Source organism: Solidesulfovibrio sp. C21, from assembly GCF_047785625.1.
GTDB lineage: Bacteria > Desulfobacterota > Desulfovibrionia > Desulfovibrionales > Desulfovibrionaceae > Solidesulfovibrio.
The window spans coordinates 1-16505 of the sequence record NZ_JBLODY010000083.1 but is presented as its reverse complement, the minus strand read 5'-3'; the positions used below and the strand labels follow the sequence as shown (position 1 = coordinate 16505).

The following is a 16505-nucleotide window of genomic DNA, read 5'->3' as shown; positions in this document are numbered from 1 at the left end:
GGGGGAAACTTTTCTACAGAAAAGTTTCCCCCCGGCCTCTTCTCTTCTTCCATCCTAACTATCCGCGTCGCGTGCCTCGCTTTCCAGCAGCGTCACTTCGATATTCCGAAGTTTGCCTATTTTTTGGGCCGCGGCCAGATTGGGTACGGCCACGTCGATGGTGCGCCGGTAGCGCTGGTGCATGGTGTCCTCGATGGTGAAGATGCCAAGTCCCTTGATGCGCACCTTGTCACCATAGTCCCAGCCCGCGTGCAACAGGTCGCGGGAGACGGCCACGATGCCGGGCCGGATGCGGGTGCCGATGGCCGTGCCGGATTTGGTGCCGGGGCCGTTATTTTCCCGGGGGGAGGGCGTGTAGACGGTGATGGTGGCCCGGATTTTTTTCCCGGGGACAAGGCTTTTTGAGGACATATTTTTATACGGGGCGGCATGAGCTGCTACAGCGATAAACAACGTAATAGCAACAATAGAAGCGACTCTCATATTGCACGTACCTCCATGCAGTACTCAAGCAATGACACATAGCAGTAATAGGCAGGGTCAAAGCTGTTGGCGGGTTGATCCCTGGCGCGGCGACCATGGATCGAAGGGTTTTCGACGATGCGAGCAATACTCTCGGAGATGAAGCGAGCCGCGAGGGTGATACGGAGTGATTCTCGGTCCGTTATGAAGCGTCGCTACCTAGTGGAGCAGCTAGCGCTTGTCAAGCCGAAGCAGGCCGGTTGCGGCGGAGGGCATTATTTTTTTATTTCTATATTTCAGCTGATTATGAAAACCATACAAAAAAAGTTCTTTCGCGCGGCCATGCGGCGCGGCCGTGGCCGCGCTCCGTATTCCCCTGAATTGCAAACTGAAAGTCCGTCTGACCGGACAGGCTTGCGCCTGGCGTCCCGCGCGGCTACCATGCGCCGTGATCCGGCTGCGCCAACGGCAAGCGGCGGGTCAAGGAGTGCACCAATGCCTGTCACCCGCGCCGCGCCCAAGCTTATGGTCGAGGATGTCGCCCGCTCCGTGGCCTTTTACCGGGAGGCCCTGGGCTTCGACTTCGTCTGCGGCGTCACCGAGGACACCCGGCAGGTCGTCGACCAGTGGCCCGCGCCCGGCCGGCTCGCCCTGGCCGAGGTCCGTTGCGGCCAGGCCCGTCTGATCTTCCAGTCCCGGGGCTCCCTGACCGCCGAGCTGCCCCGGCTGGGCGAGGCCAAAATCGGGGGGTCGGTGGTGATCGTGCTCACCTGCGACGACCTCGATGCCCTCTACGAGCGCATCAGCGAACGAACCCCTTTCCTGAAGGCCCCCCACGTCACCTTTTACGGCGCGCGCGAGTGCAGCCTCCAAGACGTCAACGGCTACGTCCTCACCTTTTCCGACGGCGCCGAGCAAGACCACTAAACCATCTGGAGCCTATGGCATGACCGATTCCGCTTCCCTGTTCGAAAAAGCCCGGAAACTCATTCCCGGCGGCGTCAACAGCCCCGTTCGGGCCTGCCGCAGCGTCGGCTGCGATCCGCTCTTCATCGCCTCGGCCGCGGGGTCGAAAGTGGCCACCGTCGAAGGCCGGGAAATGATCGACTACGTCATGTCCTGGGGCCCCATGCTCCTTGGCCACTGCCATCCCGACGTGACCGCCGCCATCCACGCCGCCGCCGACAAGGGGGCCAGCTACGGCGCGCCCTGCCCGGACGAGGTCGGGCTGGCCCAGGCCGTGGTCGAGGCCGTGCCCGGCATCGAGATGGTGCGCATGGTCAACTCCGGCACCGAGGCCACCATGAGCGCCGTGCGCCTCGCCCGGGGCGTTACCGGCCGGTCCAAAATCGTGAAGTTCGAGGGCTGCTACCACGGCCATTCCGACGCCTTCCTGGCCGCCGCCGGCTCGGGGCTGGCCACCTTCTGCATTCCCGGCACCCCGGGCGTTCCGGCCGACACCGTGCGCCATACCCTGCTTGCGCCCTACAACGACCTTAACGCCGTCAAGGGCCTTTTCGCGGCCAACAAGGACATCGCCTGCGTCATCGTCGAGCCCGTGGCCGGCAACATGGGCCTCGTGCCCCCGGCCCTCGGCTTCCTGGAAGGGCTGCGCGAGGTGACCGCCCAAAACGGCGCATTGCTTATTTTCGACGAGGTCATAAGCGGCTTCCGCATGGCCTACGGCGGCGCGCAAAGCGTCTTCGGCATCGACCCGGACCTCACGTGCCTGGGCAAAATCATCGGCGGCGGACTGCCCGTGGGGGCCTACGGCGGCAAGCGCCACATCATGGAGCGCATCGCCCCCTGCGGCGAGGTCTATCAGGCCGGCACGCTGTCCGGAAATCCGCTGGCCATGGCCGCCGGCCTGGCGACCCTCGGGACACTCAAGAACGCCGACTACGCCGGCCTTGCCGGGCGCACCAAGGCCTTTGCCGAAGAGCTGGCCGCCATCCTGCGGGACAAGGGCGCGCCGGTGTGGCTCAACCAGGCGGGATCGCTTTTCACGCTCTTTTTCTGCGAAGGCCCGGTCACCAACTTCGAAGACGCCAAAAAAAGCGACACCACGCTCTTCGCCACCTATTACCAGCAGATGCGTGCGGCCGGGATATTTCTCGCCCCCTCGGCCTTCGAATGCGTCTTCACCTCGTTCGCCCATACCGAAGACGACTTCGCCCGCACCCTCGACGCCGCGCGTCGCGTGAAGTTTTAATGCCTCCGGCGGCCAGGGGGAAACTTTTTGCAAAAAGTTTCCCCCTGGACCCCTTTCAAAAACTTTTCAAAGGGGATGACCTTCATCTTCGCCACGCAGTCGAAGGAAAGAGCCCGTATATGGGGCGTGTGGCCTGGTCCGGGGGGAGGGGGAGCGGATGCGAAGGCGTATTCTTCAAATATGCGCCGCCCGCGTCCGCTCCTTCTTCCCCCGGACATCAACGGAAGGCTCCCCCCTGCATAAGCGGCAACCGCAATGAAAAGGGACACCATGTGATCCTGCCGTGGAAGCGTAAACAGGCCGCGCCGCCGGCCATTCCCGGCCCTCCCCTGCCGCCGGCCGCCCGTTTCGCCGCCTTTCAGCCCGATGCCCTGGAAATCATGGCCGCGCCCACTCCGGCGCGCTACCGCCTGACCCTCTATCTGCTGCTTGCCTTCGTCCTTTGCGCCTTGCTGTTCGCCTGCCTGGCCAAGGTGGACCGCATCGTGGCCGCGCCGGGAAAACTCGTCTCCTCCAGGCGCAACGTCACCGTGGCCGCCCTGGAAACCGCCGTCATCCGCCAGATCCACGTCTCGGCCGGACAGTCCGTGGCCAAGGGCGACCCGCTGGTGGCCCTGGACCCCACCCTGGCCCAGGCCGGGCTGGTGGAACGCGAAAAGGACTGGCAAAGCCTGGCCGCCAAGGTCTGGCGGCTGACCTGCGAGACCGGCGGGAGCTGCAAGCCGCCGGCCGGCCTGACCGAAGCCGATCTGGCCCTGGAACGCGGCCTGCTTTTGGCCCGCCGCCAGGAACACGCCGCCAAGACCGAATCCCTGGTCCGGCAGGTCCGGGAACTTGCGGCCAAACTGGCCACCAACGCCGCCGAATCCGCCAAAAACAAGAAACAAATCGCCCTGGCCCGCGACCTGGAGAAGATGTACGGCGACATCTACAAGCAGGGCGCAAGCTCCAAGGTCGAATACATGAAGGCCCAAAGCAGCCGCATCGACGCCGAGGGACAGCTGACCAAGCTTACGAGCGAAGCCGCCGAGTTGCGCGAATCCCTGGCCCGGGCCGAGGCCCAGGCCCGCGATTTCGAAAGCAACTGGCAGGCCGAGGCGGCCAAGGACCTGGCCGAAGCCAGCCGCTCCCTGGCCTCTGCCGGGCAGAAAAAACGCAAGGCCGAACACCTGCGTGAGCAGGTCATCCTGCGCGCCCCCGAAGACGGTCTCGTCCTGGACGTCGCCGCCAAGGCCGCCGGGGCCGTGGCCGGGCAGGGCGAAACGCTCCTCACCATCGTCCCGCGCGGCGACGACCTCGTGGCCGAGGCCGAAGTGGCCGCCCAAGACATCGGCCGCGTGCGCATCGGCGATCAGGTGCGGCTCAAATTCGAGGCCTTCCCCTTCCAGCGCCACGGCACCGCCACGGGCGTGGTGCGCACCATAAGCCCCGACGCCTTCGAAAAGCAGACCCAGGAAGGCCAACGCCTCGTCTACCGCGTGCGCGCCGCCATCACCCAGGCGGCGCTCACCAACGTGCCCCCGGATTTCCACCTCTTCCCCGGCATGACCGTCACCGCCGAGATCAAGGTCGGCCGACGCCGCGTCATCACCTACCTGCTGTATCCGCTGATCCGCTCGTTCGACGAGAGCCTGCGCGAACCCTAACCCCACGGAGCGAATGCAACATGAGCGACGAACTGTTCGTGGACGGTATTTCCGGCGTCGGTTTCGGCAAGGGTGCCGTGCGTATCGACTTCTTCGCCTTCTCCGCCGAAAACCCGGATGGAAAGGGAAAACCCGCCAAGGAGAACAAACAACGCCTGGTCATGACCACCGAAGGCTTTGTCGAATCCTTTGCCCTGCTCGCCGGCGTGATGGAAAAGCTCAAGGCCGCCGGGCTGGTCACGAAGCGCCCGGCTGGCGTCGGGGAAAAGTCCCAAACTCCGGCCACGGGAAACGACCCCGAATGCCCCAGCCCGAATTTTTGACAATCCGTCCCGGACCGCCTACCACCGCCTCCCCAAAACCGCACGAGGAGGTGCACCCATGTCCGCGACAACGGATGTTTTGAAACGCAGCCGCGCCAGGCGCGGCCGTGCCCTGGAAATCGTCGACGCGCTCGGCCTCATGGGCTCCTGGAGCCGCTTCGGCCGGCCCGTCCTGGTCGGCGCGGTGGCCCACGATCTGGCCCTCGACCCGGACATCGATCTCGAGGTCTACTGCGAAACCTTGCGCCCGCAAGACGGCTTCGCCGTCCTGGCCACGGCCGCCAAGCACCCCGGCGTGCGCGAGACCCTGTTCCAAAACCACATGCACGGCCCGGACAAGGCCCTCTATTGGCAGATCCGCTTCCAGGACGCCGACGACACCACCTGGAAAATCGACATGTGGAGCGCCCCCGAAGACTACCCCCTGCCACGCGGCGAACACCTCGTCGGCCCGCTGCGCCAGGCCATGACCCCGCAACTGCGCCGGACCATCCTCGAACTCAAAGCCTGGCGCGCCGCGACCCCGGACGTCGACTTCCTCTCCATCGACCTCTACCGGGCCGTCGTCACAGGCGGTGTCCGCGACCCGGAAAGCATGCGCGACTGGCTTGCCCGCAACGAAACCGGCGTTCTGTCCGGCTGGCGGCCGTAAGGCAGCAGGGGCTCCGCCCAGCCAAAGCACACAGGACGGGGGGCCCGTGGCCTCCCGGCGGGGGCACGGGGGCAGAGCCCCCGCTTCTTCCGCCCGGCTACCCCGTATAGCTGGCGTAGTGCTTACCCACGCGGTCGATGAGTTGCAGGTGGCGGTATTCGCCTTTGATTTGTCCGGCTTCGTAGATGCGGTAGGCTTCTTCCACGCATTTCTCGCAGGCGCCGATGGGCGCTTCGACGCCCAGGCACAGCGGATTGCGGGTGGATTCCGTCTCGTATTTGACTACGCCCCGGCAGTGGTCGCACAGCCGCACGGATTCAGTTTGGTATTCCGTTATGGCGTCGGTATCGTAATACAGCGTCTTGCGGCGCGAAAACCAGCCATGGGCGGTTTCGCCCTTGGGTGGCTTGGGGTTGCGGGTCAGGGCGAGGATGTCGCGGCAGACTTCCTCGATGTAGGCCGTAACCTTGGCCGGCTGGCGGATGGCTTCGGGATCGAAGTTCGGTTCGCGCACGTGGGAGTAGTCGAGGCCGGCCATGGACAGCACGAGCCCCAGGTTGACGTAGGGCAGCGCGCCCTGGATGGCGTAGCCGCCTTCGAGCACGGCGATGTCCGCGTCGAGGAGTTCGGTCAGCCTGGCGTAGCCCTGGGCGGAAAAGGCCATGTCGGTGATGGGGTCGGAGAAATGGTTGTCCTGGCCGGCGGAGTTGATGACCAGGTCGGGCTTGAAATCGGCCAGAAGAGGCAGGACCACTTCGCGCACGGCAAAGAGGAAGCCTTCGTCCGAGGTGCCGGGGGGAAGCGGGATGTTGACGGTTTTGCCGAGCGCCCCGGGGCCGCCCATTTCATAGGGGTAGCCGGTGCCGGGGTAGAGGGTGCGGCCGTCCTGGTGCAGGGAGATGAAAAGGGTATCCGGGTCGTTCCAGTAGACGTCCTGGGTGCCGTCGCCGTGGTGGCAGTCGGTATCCACAATGGCCACGCGCAGGGGGCCGTAATGTTCACGCAGCCATTCGACCATGACGGCTTCGATGTTGATGTTGCAAAAGCCGCGCGCGCCATGGACCACCTTCATGGCGTGGTGGCCGGGGGGGCGCACCAGAGCGAAGGCTTTTTTGGCCTCCTTGTCGAGCACGGTGCGGGCGGCGCGCATGGCTCCGCCGGCGGAGATCATGTGCGAGTGGGTGGTCACGGAGGCGACATCGGGGAAGCAAAAATGGGTGCGGGCGACATCGGCGGCCGTGGCCAGGTCGGGCTTGAGTTCGGTGATGCCGGGGATGTCGAAAACGCCTTCCTCGCGCAGCTGGTCCTGGGTGTAGAGCAGGCGTTCCTGGCGTTCGGGATGGGTGGGGGAGATAGCCCAGTCGAAGGCCGGGAAAAAGACGATGCCGAGCGTGTTTTTGGCCTTCAGCATGACTGGGACACCGCCTTTTTGTACGCGGCCAGCACGCCCGGCCGCACCTGGCAGGCCACCCGGATGTTGTGCCCGACCTGGGTTTGCCCTTCGACCATGGGGAAGGAGGACAACTCGACCGTCTCCACCGGCGTTTCGGCAAGGTCCGCGCCCAGTTTGGCCAGATATTCGCGCAGCCGCATGGCGGCCTCGCCCTCGGCCGCGGCCGGGCTGTAGTTGTCGGCCACGCTGCGGGAAAGCCCGAGCGAGGGGATGGTCAGGCGTCCGGCGGCGGTATCGGCGAAAAGCTCCACGGAAAAGGTCGGCCGGGCCAGGGCCGCGCCGATGGCGTTGGCCACGGCAAAGCTCTCGGGCACCACCACCTTCTCGGAAAACGCGTCCTGGAGCAGGCCGGACAGGGCCAGGGCCGGCCCGCCCATGACGTAGACGCGGCTTGGGGCCACGCGCCGGCCTTCGAGCAGTTCGAAGATGGTGTAGACCGGGCGGTCGTTTATTTCGCGCACAAAGGCCGCCACTTCGGAACGGATGTGGTTGACGGCGCTTATGATCGCGGCATCGGCCACCTCGTCGGGCTCCATGCCGACGGCTTCGCCGGCGGCGGCCAGGCCCCGGAAGGAGGCGCGGGGATCGCCCAGGGCGATGACGTTTTGGATATTGAGCGCATCGACCAGGGTCGGAACCGGACCGCCCAGAGCCATGGGCGGGCCCAGTCGCCTTGGGCCGACGCGCACGGCCTCGCGGTCGACGGTGATGGCCGAGTCGCCGCCCACGCCGATGGACCGGGTGCGAAGCGCCCGGACCAGGGTCGGCCGGCCGGCGATGGCGATGCCCTCGTTTTCGACCAGGGGCGCGCCGGCGGCGAACACCGCGATGTCGGTGGTGGTGCCGCCGATGTCGAGGATGACGGAATCCTCGGCGATGTCGCACACGGCGATGATCCCCATGACCGAGGCGGCCGGGCCGGACAGGATCGACTGGACGGGCAGGCCGCGCGAGACGGCAAGCGGCATGGTGCCGCCGTCGGCCTTGAGCACGTTGATGATGTCCGGGGCGAGGCCGAGCTCGGTGACGGATTGTTCCACGGCGTCGCAAAAACGGTTGTAGATGCGCCACACGGCGCTGTTGCAATAGGCGGTGGCGATGCGCCGGCCAAAGCCCAGCCGGCCGGAAAAGGAATGGCCCAGGGACACGAAATCGGACGCGCCGGCAAGCCGGTCGCGCAGGGCCAGTTCCTGTTCGGGGTGGCGGGTGGAAAACTTGGTCACGGCGGCGTGGACGGTCAGCCCGGCGGCGCGGCAGGCGGCCACGGCGGCGTCGACGGCGGCCATGTCGAGGGGGGCGGTTTCCCGGCCCCGGTGGTCGATGGCCCCGGGCAGGACGAAATAGTGGTCGCCCAGGCGGTAGGCCTCGGGGTCGATGCCCGGGCCGCCGGAGACCAGCATGCCCACCGGATCGGCCGTGCCCTCGATAATGGCGTTGGTGGAAAGGGTGGTGGACAAATTGAGCCGGGTGATGGCCTTGGGCCCGGCCACGGACACAATGCTGGAAAGGGCCTCACGCACGGAGGCAAGCAGGTCGTCGTGGTTGGTGCGCAATTTGGCGCAGGCCACGATGCCTTCCGGCCCGATCAGGACCGCGTCCGTATGGGTACCGCCGACGTCGATGCCGCAAAGCATGGCAAGCACGTAGCATCAAGGCCGGCCGGCGTCGAGATGGGCGACGGCGGGCACGGCGGAAAAGAGGCTGGCCGCGCACCTTTTCCGAAAGCGGGCTTCGGATCACACCGACGATGATGCCTGTCGTGCCCATGCAGGCTCCGTTTCGAAGTGCTCTTCCTGCCTTTTCGCCTGCACTGCAAGACGAACCGTTTCATGGGCGCCTGGGATTGTGAAGCCGCAGGAAGTGCAGCGATGCCCCCCGCTCTCTCTGCCGGATGTTTTATCGTTATAAATATACTCATTTTTTGATCACTGCACAATGCCACGAACAACCACCTGACGTTACGGCAGCTTCGCCACGCAGCGTTTCTCTTGCGTCACCGCCTGTTGCCGGAAAGCAGCTTGTGCCAGTTTACAGTGGTACACACTTGGAAAATGAGCCGCCCCTTTCGATAATATGCTTCCCATGTGCCGGCCCGTGGACACAAAACGGGTTCTATGGCATGATGTTATCCCTGCCGTTGCGTTCCCACGGCCATTTCCACAACCTCGTCAGGAGGGAACGGCATGCGCCTGTCGCTTCGCATCAAATTCTTCGCTCCGATTTTGGCTATCGTCGTTATCGGCATGGTGGTTCTGGTCGCGGTAAACGACCATACGACAAACTCCGCCCTGGAATACGTCGAGGGCCAGTCCATGACGCTTTTGTGCCAGTCCATGGCCAAGGACATCACCGGCACTGTGGCGTCCAACCTCAAGGTCCTGGCCAGTTTCGCCAAAACCCCGCTTTTCATTGCCGCCGCCAAGGGCAACGATGCCCAGGCGGCCAACGCCATGCTCGACACCATGGTCGCCGGCATGACCGGGGCCGATTACGCCAACATTTTCGACCCGCAAGGCACCTCGGTCGCCTCGTCCAACGAGAAGAGCGTGGGCAAGATCAAGGTGCCGGACCGGGACTACTTCCAGATGGTGACCAAAGAGGACAAGACCGACGTCGTGTCCAAGGCCATCGTCAGCCGCACCACCGGCAAGGCGGCCGTGGTCCTGGCCCAGCCCATCCGCGACGCCTCGGGCAAGCTCGTGGGCGTGCTCAATACCGGCATGGACCTCGAGTCCCTGACCAACGACCTTGCCGCGACCAAGATCGGCCGGACCGGCTACGCCTTCATCCTCGACAGCCAGGGCATGGTCCTGGCCCACCCGGACAAGTCCCTGCTCATGAAGTCCGACTTCGCCACCACCGATGCGGGCAAGCGCATCCTGGCCACGACCAGGACGGCCGTGCTCGCCTATCGCGACACGGCCGGAGACCATCTGGTGGCCATCACCAAAGAGCCCAGGACCGGCTGGCTGTTCGCGGTCGAAACGCCGCTGCGCGAATTTCGGGCCATCACCGACACGGCCATGCGGCAAAACATCCTCATCGCCCTGGGCGTCACCCTGGCCATCCTGGCCGCCATCCTCGTCCTGATGCGGGTATTCGTGCTCAACGGCCTGCGCCGGTGCGTGGATTTCGCCGCCGCCGTGGCCCGGGGCCAGCACGACCATCGCCTGGACATCCACAGTCGGGACGAGCTGCAAACCCTGGGCGATGCGCTTGTTTCCATGAATGAAAGCATCATGGCCAGTCTTGGCGAGGCCAAGGCCAAGGGAGAGGAGGCCGAGGCCCAGGCAGGCCGTGCGGCCGACGCCCTGGAAGAAGCCCAAAAAGCCCAGGCCGCGGCCGAAGAAGCCAAGACCCAGGGGCTGCTCATGGCCGCCGACCGGCTGCAGGACGTGATGCAGGCCCTGACCGAGGGTTCGTCCCAGCTGGCCGAGGAGGTTTCAACCGTCGTGTCCTCGGTGCAGGAGCAGGAGCGGCGCACGGCGGAAACCGCCACGGCCATGGAGCAGATGAACGCCACAGTGCTCGAAGTGGCCAAGAACGCGGGCGCGGCCGCGGCCAAGGCCGGCGAAGCCCGTAGCCAGGCCCTGGACGGGCGCGCCGTGGTGGAAAAGTCCCTGGCCGCCATAAGCCGCGTCGACACCGTCTCCCGCGAGGTCAAGGCCGGCATGGACGCGCTGGGGGAAAAGGCGCAGGCCATCGGCGCCATCATGAACGTCATCTCCGACATCGCCGACCAGACCAACCTGCTGGCCCTTAATGCCGCCATCGAGGCCGCCCGGGCCGGCGACGCCGGCCGGGGCTTCGCGGTCGTGGCCGATGAGGTGCGAAAGTTGGCCGAGAAGACCATGGTCGCCACCAAGGAGGTGGGGGCGTCCATCGGCGCCATTCAGACCGGGGCGCGGGACAGCATGAACAAGGTCGACGAGGCCACCGAGGCCGTGGCCCACGCCACGGAACTGGCCAGGGCGTCCGAGGCGGCCTTGCGCTCCATCGTCGAACTGGTCGACGAGACCTCGGGCCAGGTGCAGGGCATCGCCACGGCGGCCGAGGAGCAATCCGCGGCCAGCGAGCAGATCAGCCGGGCCGAGGAGGACGTCAGCCGCCTGTCCGCGGACATCGCCCGGGGCATGCGGGAATCCTCAAGCGTGGTGGACAACATGGGCAAACAGGTCGACGCCCTGGAGGAGATGGTCGCCGCGTTCCGGGACAATTGCGCCGGCTCGGACTGCTAAGGCGCGGGCCCAAAATCGCGGCAGGCCGGCACCCATACGGCCTGTCGCGACGAAGTCGTCACGAATATTCCCCTGTGGAATATATCGGCCCCCAATATTCCTTTCAAAGCACACAGCCGTTCAATCGAGATCCTTGGCCGTCCAGATGCAGCGGCCAATGATCTCGAAATCGTCGGCATCGGACACCAGGAGCATGTTCAGGTCATTGTCCGAAGCGATGGCCAGCTGGCCGTCGCGCTCCACCAGCCGCTTGATATACATCTGCCCGTTGTAGCGCAGGTAATAGATCTTGTTTTTCACGAACTGCCGGCGGCCTTCGTCGATAAGCACCACACTGCCGTCGGCGATGGTGGGATCCATGCTGTCGCCGAAAGCCCGGATGACGGTCATGTACTCCGGGTTGCCCTTGGAGCGGATCCATTCCGTGCGAAAACTCAGGTAGGTGAGCGTCCGGTCGCCCGTCTCGGTGGAGCCGCCGCCCATGGAACCCGTGGCCTCGCGCAGGGGCACCTCGGTATAATGGAGCTGGTGCATTTCCCTGGCCCGGATGTCGCGCAGCCTGGACTTGAGCGCGGCATTGTCCGCACCGGACGCCGCCGGGCGCCCCGGCGTCTCGCCGCCGTACAGGGGCTCGCGGACATGGTAGCGGCGCGCGCCTTCCCCCTCGGGCAGATAGGCCTGATTTTCCAACCGATCCCGGCCAAGGGCCAGCATTTCCTCGTAGGACAGCTCGAAAAAGGCGGCGAACCGGCGGCGTAGCCCAGGCTTGGGCATCTGCTTGCCGGACAAGATCTTGCTGACGTAGCCCTGGCTGACGCCGACAAACGCCGCCAGCTCCGCCTGGTTGGCGTTCTCCATGGCCGCCAGATCGACCAGGGCCTTCCAGAAGCACTGCTCCTCCCCGGAACGTGGCGAACCGGCTTCAGGCACGGCGGCAGGGGGCATAATGCGCATCATCTTCTTTTTTTGCCCCAGCTCAGGGGGGAATGTCCATTCCTTTTTTTGGAATATTATTCTTGACAAATATTCCAACTAGGAATACCAGTAATCCTTAGCAGCACCTGCTTGTCCACGCCACATTGTCACGGAGACGGTTTGATGCGCGAATTCGAAATGGAAGCAAAGCTTGCGGAAAGCCTTGGCCAGACCGCGGCCCGAGCCGCGCTTGACGCCCTTATCGCCGAGTGGGGCGGCTGTCGGCTGGATATCCCCAACGGTACGAGTTCGCGCAAGAAGCGACGTGACCACGAAATCCGGCGCATGTACCAGGCCGGGGTCGACCTTTTCGCCCTGCGCGACCAGTTCGGCCTGTCCGACCGGCATCTGCGCCGCATTGTGGCGCGCGTTCATTGAGAGGATGCAGACCGGGGGGAAACCTTTCTTGCAGAAAGGTTATCCCCCCGGGCCCCCCTTCCAAAGACTCTTAACGGTTACAACGAGGTATCGTTACTGCATCTGTAACCATTGAAAGTTTTGGGGAGGGGAGAGCGCGAGAGGGGGACCCTTTTTTCCCAAAAAGGGTCCCCCTCTCGCATATCACTTCCTCATTCCCTTTATTCCTTCCGCAAGGCCCGCTCCATGGCCGCCACCAACTCCCGGGGTTCGAAGGGCTTGGTGACGTATTCGTCCATGCCGGCCTCCAGGCCGCGCTCCCGATCCGAATCCATGGCGTAGGCGGTCAGGGCAACCACCGGAATGGACGCGGGCAGCCCCGGCACCTGGCCGGAACGGATCATGCGCGTGGCCTCGAGGCCGTTTAAGCGCGGCATCTGGATATCCATGAGCACGAGGTCGAAGGGCGCCCGGCCAAGCAGGGCCAGGGCTTCCTTGCCGTCGGCCGCGGTTTCCACCTGGTGGCCGAGTTTCGTGAGGGCGCGCACGGTGAAAATGCGATTGACCGGCTCATCCTCGGCCAGGAGGATGCGCAAGCCGGCGCTGGCCGGGATCTTCGGCGGCAGGGCGTTTTTCCCCGCATCACGCTCCTGGCTGGATTCGGGCAGGCCGCATTCCAGGGTCAGGTAAAAGGTGCTGCCCCGGCCGGGCTCGGATTCCAGGGTGATGTCGCCGCCCATCATGCCGGCCAGCCGGCGGGCGACGGTCAGTCCCAGTCCCGCGCCGCTGTATTTCTTGGTCAGATAGTCCTCGCCGATGCCGAACGGCTCGAAAATAGTGGCCTGTCGCGCCGGTTCGATGCCCACGCCCGTATCGGCCACGGCGATATGCAGCCGGATGCGCGCCCGCGCGACCTCGTTCGCCGGTTCGCCGGCCGGGCTTTCCCACAACCCGATACGCACGGTCACGGAGCCTTTCTTGGTGTACTTGAAGGCGTTGCCGATCAAATTGATGCAGATCTGCTTGATGCGGTTCGGATCGCCGATGAGCCGGGCGGGCAGCAGCGAATCGAAATGATAGGCGAAGGTAAAGGGACGCAGCATGCTTTGGCTGGCGAAATTGCGCAACAGGGGCAGCAGCTCCGCTTGCAGGTCGAACTCGCGCATAACGAGCATAAGCCGGCCGGCTTCGACGTTGGACAGGTCGAGCAGGTCGCCGACGATGTGCATGAGGATGGAGGCGGACTGGCGGATGATGCCCAGGTACTCCCTGGTTTCGTCGCCCGCATCGCCGTCGAGCAAGAGCTGGGTCATGCCCATGATGCCGTTTAAGGGCGTGCGCAGTTCGTGGCTTATGTTGGCCAGAAACTGGGTCTTGGCAACGCTTGCCGACTCGGCCGCCTGCTTGGACGCACGCAGTTCCGCTTCAAGGCGCTTTTGTTCGGACACGTCGTCAAAGGCCCAGACGACCCCCTTCTCCCGGTCCTCGGGAGACAGGCTCTTGCCGTGGGTGCGCACCAGAATCGTCGAGCCGTCAGCCCGGCGCATGGCGTATTCGCCGCTGTGCATGCCGGATTCCAGCAGGTCCTGGACCGAGGCCTGGAGGAAGTCCTGGTACGATTCGGGCGAGGCGAACAACACGGTGCCTTCCGTGCCGACAAGCGCCGTGGTCGAATAGCCGAACACCTCGGCCCCGCGGGCATTTATCTTCTCGATGCAATGGTTTCGGGACAGGATCATGCCCACCAGGGCATTGTCGAAGACGATTTCCATCTCCCGAAGCGCCTTGGCCAGATGGATACTGGCCTCGAGCTCCCCGGTGAGGACCAGACAGTGCGCCTCCATGCCCCCGGGACGGTCCGGAGGGTCGTTTCGCGGCATCGCCCGGGTGCGCACGGTCAGGGAAGAGCCGTCGGCCCGGCGCAAAAATTCCTCCTGGCACATGGGCACACAGCCCGAAGCCAGAGCGGCAAGCAACGCCTGGCGTTGCCCGGGATCATGGTAGAGCGCCTCGTCGGCATAGCGACCGAGCAGGGCTTCCTCCCTGTCGTAGCCAAGCTGCCGGACAGCCTCCGGCGAGACCCATATCAGGCGATCCGCCGCATCCGTGCGATAGGCAAGGACCGTCTCGCCTTGGACGAAATTCTGGAAGACGCAAAGCGCCGTGGAAAACGCCCGAGGCGGGGAAGATTGCGCCGACGAAGCACGCGCGGCATCCGTATCGCCCTGTCGTGGCCCGACCATGGCATTCCTCGCAGAGAAACTGGCAAGGGATTTTTTTACCGATACCAGTCACCATACCCGGTGGGGAGCCTGCTCGCAACCACATCTTGCACAAAAAAGGATTCCTCGCCGGCGGCGCGAAGCCCCAGCACCCAGGCCGTGTTTGCCGCGACAGGCCGAAAGGAAACGCGACGGACGCAGCGGCAGTGGTGGGGAAGATGGGTACTACCGGGAGGCCCGGCGGCGACAGAACTGGTCGCACAGATCGGCGGCGCGATCGAGGGTGGGGCCGCAGCCGTTGGTGAGATTGGCCACGTACAGCGCGCTTTGGGTCTGTCGGCACAGGGACAGGCACCCGGGGAGGTCCGGCGGCGGCGAGGAGAGTTCCGTGCGGTAACGCCCGCAAATGGGGTCGGACAGGCAGGCACCCGGTGTGGGCAAGCTCGAGCAGAACTCGTAGAATTCCTTGACCGACATGGCCGGCGCGCCCCCGCCGTCGCCAGGTGCCGCCATCCGCCCGCCGCACCCTGAAAAAAGGGCCACGGCCATCAAAACGGTCGCCAGGGACAACACCAGGGCAGGGCAGCGGGGAAAAAGCGACCGGGGGGACATGTCGGGCTCCTCGGAGACGGTTTCATTTTTTGTGCCCGACCCCTCCGTGCTTGTAAAGGCCTGTTCCCGCACCGAGAAGACTCTCGCATAACGTTCCCTTTATTTCTGACAGAGACTGTCTGGTCGCTGACCGCCTTCCGTGGTCCCTTTGGAGCCATGGGAGGTGCGCCATGCACACGACGAATACGTCCTTGCCGGTATTTCCCGCCTCCATCGGCGGCGCAACCCTTTCACACTACGCCAGCGTTGCCGAGGACGGAACGCTGTGCTTCGTCAGCGACAGGGTCTACCGCGCCTGCCCGGACTGCGGCACGGTGTTTGCCGGCTCCGCCTATCGTACGGCTTTCGACGGACCGCCGGCCTGCCCGTATTGCGGCGAGCCCCTGTCGCGGCCCCTGCCGCCGAGGCGGTTGTCATGAGTTCCATGCAGCGCCTGGCCTCGCGAAAGCTTCTGGCGGCGGTTTTCGCCATCGCGGCCGTGGCCGCCAACCGCAAATGGGGGCTTGGCCTCACGCCGGACGAGATCCAATCCATCACCGATATCGCCCTGGCCGCCATCGGTTCCCAGGCCGGCATCGATCTGGCCGAACGGGCACTGCCGCTTTTCAGCCGGTCCGCAACCGCCGACGGCGCGACCGCCGGCAACGCCAAGGAGGCAAGCGACGGCCATGGCTCTTGAAACCGTTTTCCTGCCGGCCTGGATCTCCTTTCTGACCGGGCTGGCCCTTTTTTTCACCCGCCGCTGGATCGCCGACGTGGCCCGCAGCCTCGACAGCCTCGACGAGAGGCTGCGCCAGCTGGAAAAAAGCCAAGCCGACTGCCGCCTGGAAATGGCCACCGGCCATCCCTCCCGGGCCGAAATGGACCGGGCCGTCGACCGGCTCGACAACCACGCCACCCGCCTGACCATCCTGGAAGAACGCGATCTCGCGGCCTGACGCTCTTCAACCCGCCATGGAGGAATTTCCCATGCCAAGCGCCCCCATCCGCGCCGTCAGCCTCGACGGCCTGCTCGCCCTCAATCCCCACCTCACCCTGGCCGATATCCTGGCCCTGTGGCGCTGGACCGGCCCGTCCGAGCGCCTGCATTAGGGGAGGAGGAGGGCGGGAATGCATGCGAGAGGGGAACCCTTTTTGGAAAAAGGGTTCCCCTCTCGCGCTCTCCCCTCCCCAAAACTTCTATTTTTTTGGTGTGGTAGGCGAAGAGTATCCATTTCCCTTCAATACCACCCTGTTGCCAGGCAAAACCACACAAAATGCGGGGAACCAGGGGTGACCGAAAGCTGGAATCCGCCCACGCATGGGGCGGGCAGCCAGAGGCGAACGAAAGCTGGAAACCGCCCATATATGGAG

The 16505-nt window shown here is 64.9% G+C and carries 17 protein-coding genes; 11 read left to right on the top strand and 6 right to left on the bottom strand.

The window, feature by feature from the left end; genetic code table 11:
- Nucleotides 1–54 precede the first annotated feature (54 nt).
- Entirely contained in the window at nt 55–411 is a 357-nt protein-coding gene (locus ACMZ6R_RS17695) for a 3D domain-containing protein (protein WP_416113924.1), read from the bottom strand.
- A 546-nt stretch (nt 412–957) separates the two neighbouring features.
- Between ACMZ6R_RS17695 and ACMZ6R_RS17690 the strand changes: the two genes are divergently transcribed.
- The 5 genes from ACMZ6R_RS17690 (at nt 958) to ACMZ6R_RS17670 (ending at nt 5295) form a co-directional block, all read left to right on the top strand.
- Complete coding sequence (locus ACMZ6R_RS17690; protein ID WP_416113922.1) at nt 958–1389, top strand: VOC family protein; 432 nt, start codon at nt 958–960, stop codon at nt 1387–1389.
- 19 nt (nt 1390–1408) lie between these two features.
- Nucleotides 1409–2674, top strand: a complete 1266-nt coding sequence (hemL, locus tag ACMZ6R_RS17685) for a glutamate-1-semialdehyde 2,1-aminomutase (RefSeq protein ID WP_416113920.1) — start codon at nt 1409–1411, stop codon at nt 2672–2674.
- 272 nt (nt 2675–2946) lie between these two features.
- Nucleotides 2947–4320 carry an HlyD family type I secretion periplasmic adaptor subunit gene (locus tag ACMZ6R_RS17680; RefSeq protein ID WP_416113918.1) on the top strand — a complete coding sequence of 458 codons (1374 nt, stop codon included), beginning with the start codon at nt 2947–2949 and terminating at the stop codon, nt 4318–4320.
- A 20-nt stretch (nt 4321–4340) separates the two neighbouring features.
- Complete coding sequence (locus ACMZ6R_RS17675; RefSeq protein ID WP_416113916.1) at nt 4341–4643, top strand: hypothetical protein; 303 nt, start codon at nt 4341–4343, stop codon at nt 4641–4643.
- Nucleotides 4644–4701: 58 nt separating this feature from the next.
- Nucleotides 4702–5295 carry a hypothetical protein gene (locus ACMZ6R_RS17670; protein ID WP_416113914.1) on the top strand — a complete coding sequence of 198 codons (594 nt, stop codon included), beginning with the start codon at nt 4702–4704 and terminating at the stop codon, nt 5293–5295.
- A gap of 97 nt (nt 5296–5392) precedes the next feature.
- Here the strand turns inward: ACMZ6R_RS17670 and ACMZ6R_RS17665 are convergent, their stop codons facing one another.
- Nucleotides 5393–6706 carry a histone deacetylase gene (locus tag ACMZ6R_RS17665; RefSeq protein WP_416113912.1) on the bottom strand — a complete coding sequence of 438 codons (1314 nt, stop codon included), beginning with the start codon at nt 6704–6706 and terminating at the stop codon, nt 5393–5395.
- The gene (locus tag ACMZ6R_RS17660) at nt 6700–8382 is read right to left on the bottom strand and encodes a hydantoinase/oxoprolinase family protein (protein WP_416113926.1); all 1683 of its coding nucleotides are present in this window, start codon (nt 8380–8382) and stop codon (nt 6700–6702) included. Before ACMZ6R_RS17660 ends, ACMZ6R_RS17665 begins: the two co-directional genes overlap by 7 nt.
- A gap of 549 nt (nt 8383–8931) precedes the next feature.
- Here ACMZ6R_RS17660 and ACMZ6R_RS17655 point away from each other — a divergent pair.
- Nucleotides 8932–10986: a methyl-accepting chemotaxis protein gene (locus ACMZ6R_RS17655; RefSeq protein ID WP_416113910.1), complete on the top strand. Its 2055-nt coding sequence runs from the start codon at nt 8932–8934 to the stop codon at nt 10984–10986.
- A 120-nt stretch (nt 10987–11106) separates the two neighbouring features.
- Here the strand turns inward: ACMZ6R_RS17655 and ACMZ6R_RS17650 are convergent, their stop codons facing one another.
- Nucleotides 11107–11931, bottom strand: a complete 825-nt coding sequence (locus ACMZ6R_RS17650) for a LexA family transcriptional regulator (protein WP_416113908.1) — start codon at nt 11929–11931, stop codon at nt 11107–11109.
- A gap of 153 nt (nt 11932–12084) precedes the next feature.
- Here ACMZ6R_RS17650 and ACMZ6R_RS17645 point away from each other — a divergent pair, with 153 nt between their 5' ends.
- On the top strand, nt 12085–12339 hold the full coding sequence (locus ACMZ6R_RS17645) for a Mor transcription activator family protein (RefSeq protein WP_416113906.1): 255 nt from the start codon (nt 12085–12087) through the stop codon (nt 12337–12339).
- Between the two features lie 200 nt (nt 12340–12539).
- Here ACMZ6R_RS17645 and ACMZ6R_RS17640 read toward each other — a convergent pair whose 3' ends face one another.
- Together ACMZ6R_RS17640 and ACMZ6R_RS17635 are read right to left on the bottom strand one after the other, a co-directional pair.
- Entirely contained in the window at nt 12540–14561 is a 2022-nt protein-coding gene (locus tag ACMZ6R_RS17640) for a response regulator (RefSeq protein ID WP_416113904.1), read from the bottom strand.
- A 204-nt stretch (nt 14562–14765) separates the two neighbouring features.
- The gene (locus ACMZ6R_RS17635; protein ID WP_416113902.1) at nt 14766–15152 is read right to left on the bottom strand and encodes a hypothetical protein; all 387 of its coding nucleotides are present in this window, start codon (nt 15150–15152) and stop codon (nt 14766–14768) included.
- 170 nt (nt 15153–15322) lie between these two features.
- On the opposite strand from ACMZ6R_RS17635, the gene ACMZ6R_RS17630 reads away from it, so the two are divergent.
- The 4 genes from ACMZ6R_RS17630 to ACMZ6R_RS17615 are packed head-to-tail and all read left to right on the top strand — an operon-like array spanning nt 15323 to nt 16244.
- Nucleotides 15323–15571, top strand: coding sequence for a hypothetical protein (locus tag ACMZ6R_RS17630; protein WP_416113900.1), 249 nt, complete (start codon nt 15323–15325; stop codon nt 15569–15571).
- A complete protein-coding gene (locus ACMZ6R_RS17625; RefSeq protein ID WP_416113898.1) occupies nt 15568–15831 on the top strand; it encodes a hypothetical protein in 264 nt (87 codons plus the stop codon). The genes ACMZ6R_RS17630 and ACMZ6R_RS17625 overlap by 4 nt, the downstream gene beginning before the upstream one ends.
- Nucleotides 15821–16090: a hypothetical protein gene (locus ACMZ6R_RS17620; RefSeq protein WP_416113896.1), complete on the top strand. Its 270-nt coding sequence runs from the start codon at nt 15821–15823 to the stop codon at nt 16088–16090. Before ACMZ6R_RS17625 ends, ACMZ6R_RS17620 begins: the two co-directional genes overlap by 11 nt.
- A 31-nt stretch (nt 16091–16121) precedes the next feature.
- Nucleotides 16122–16244 carry a hypothetical protein gene (locus tag ACMZ6R_RS17615; protein ID WP_416113894.1) on the top strand — a complete coding sequence of 41 codons (123 nt, stop codon included), beginning with the start codon at nt 16122–16124 and terminating at the stop codon, nt 16242–16244.
- Nucleotides 16245–16505: the final 261 nt, after the last annotated feature.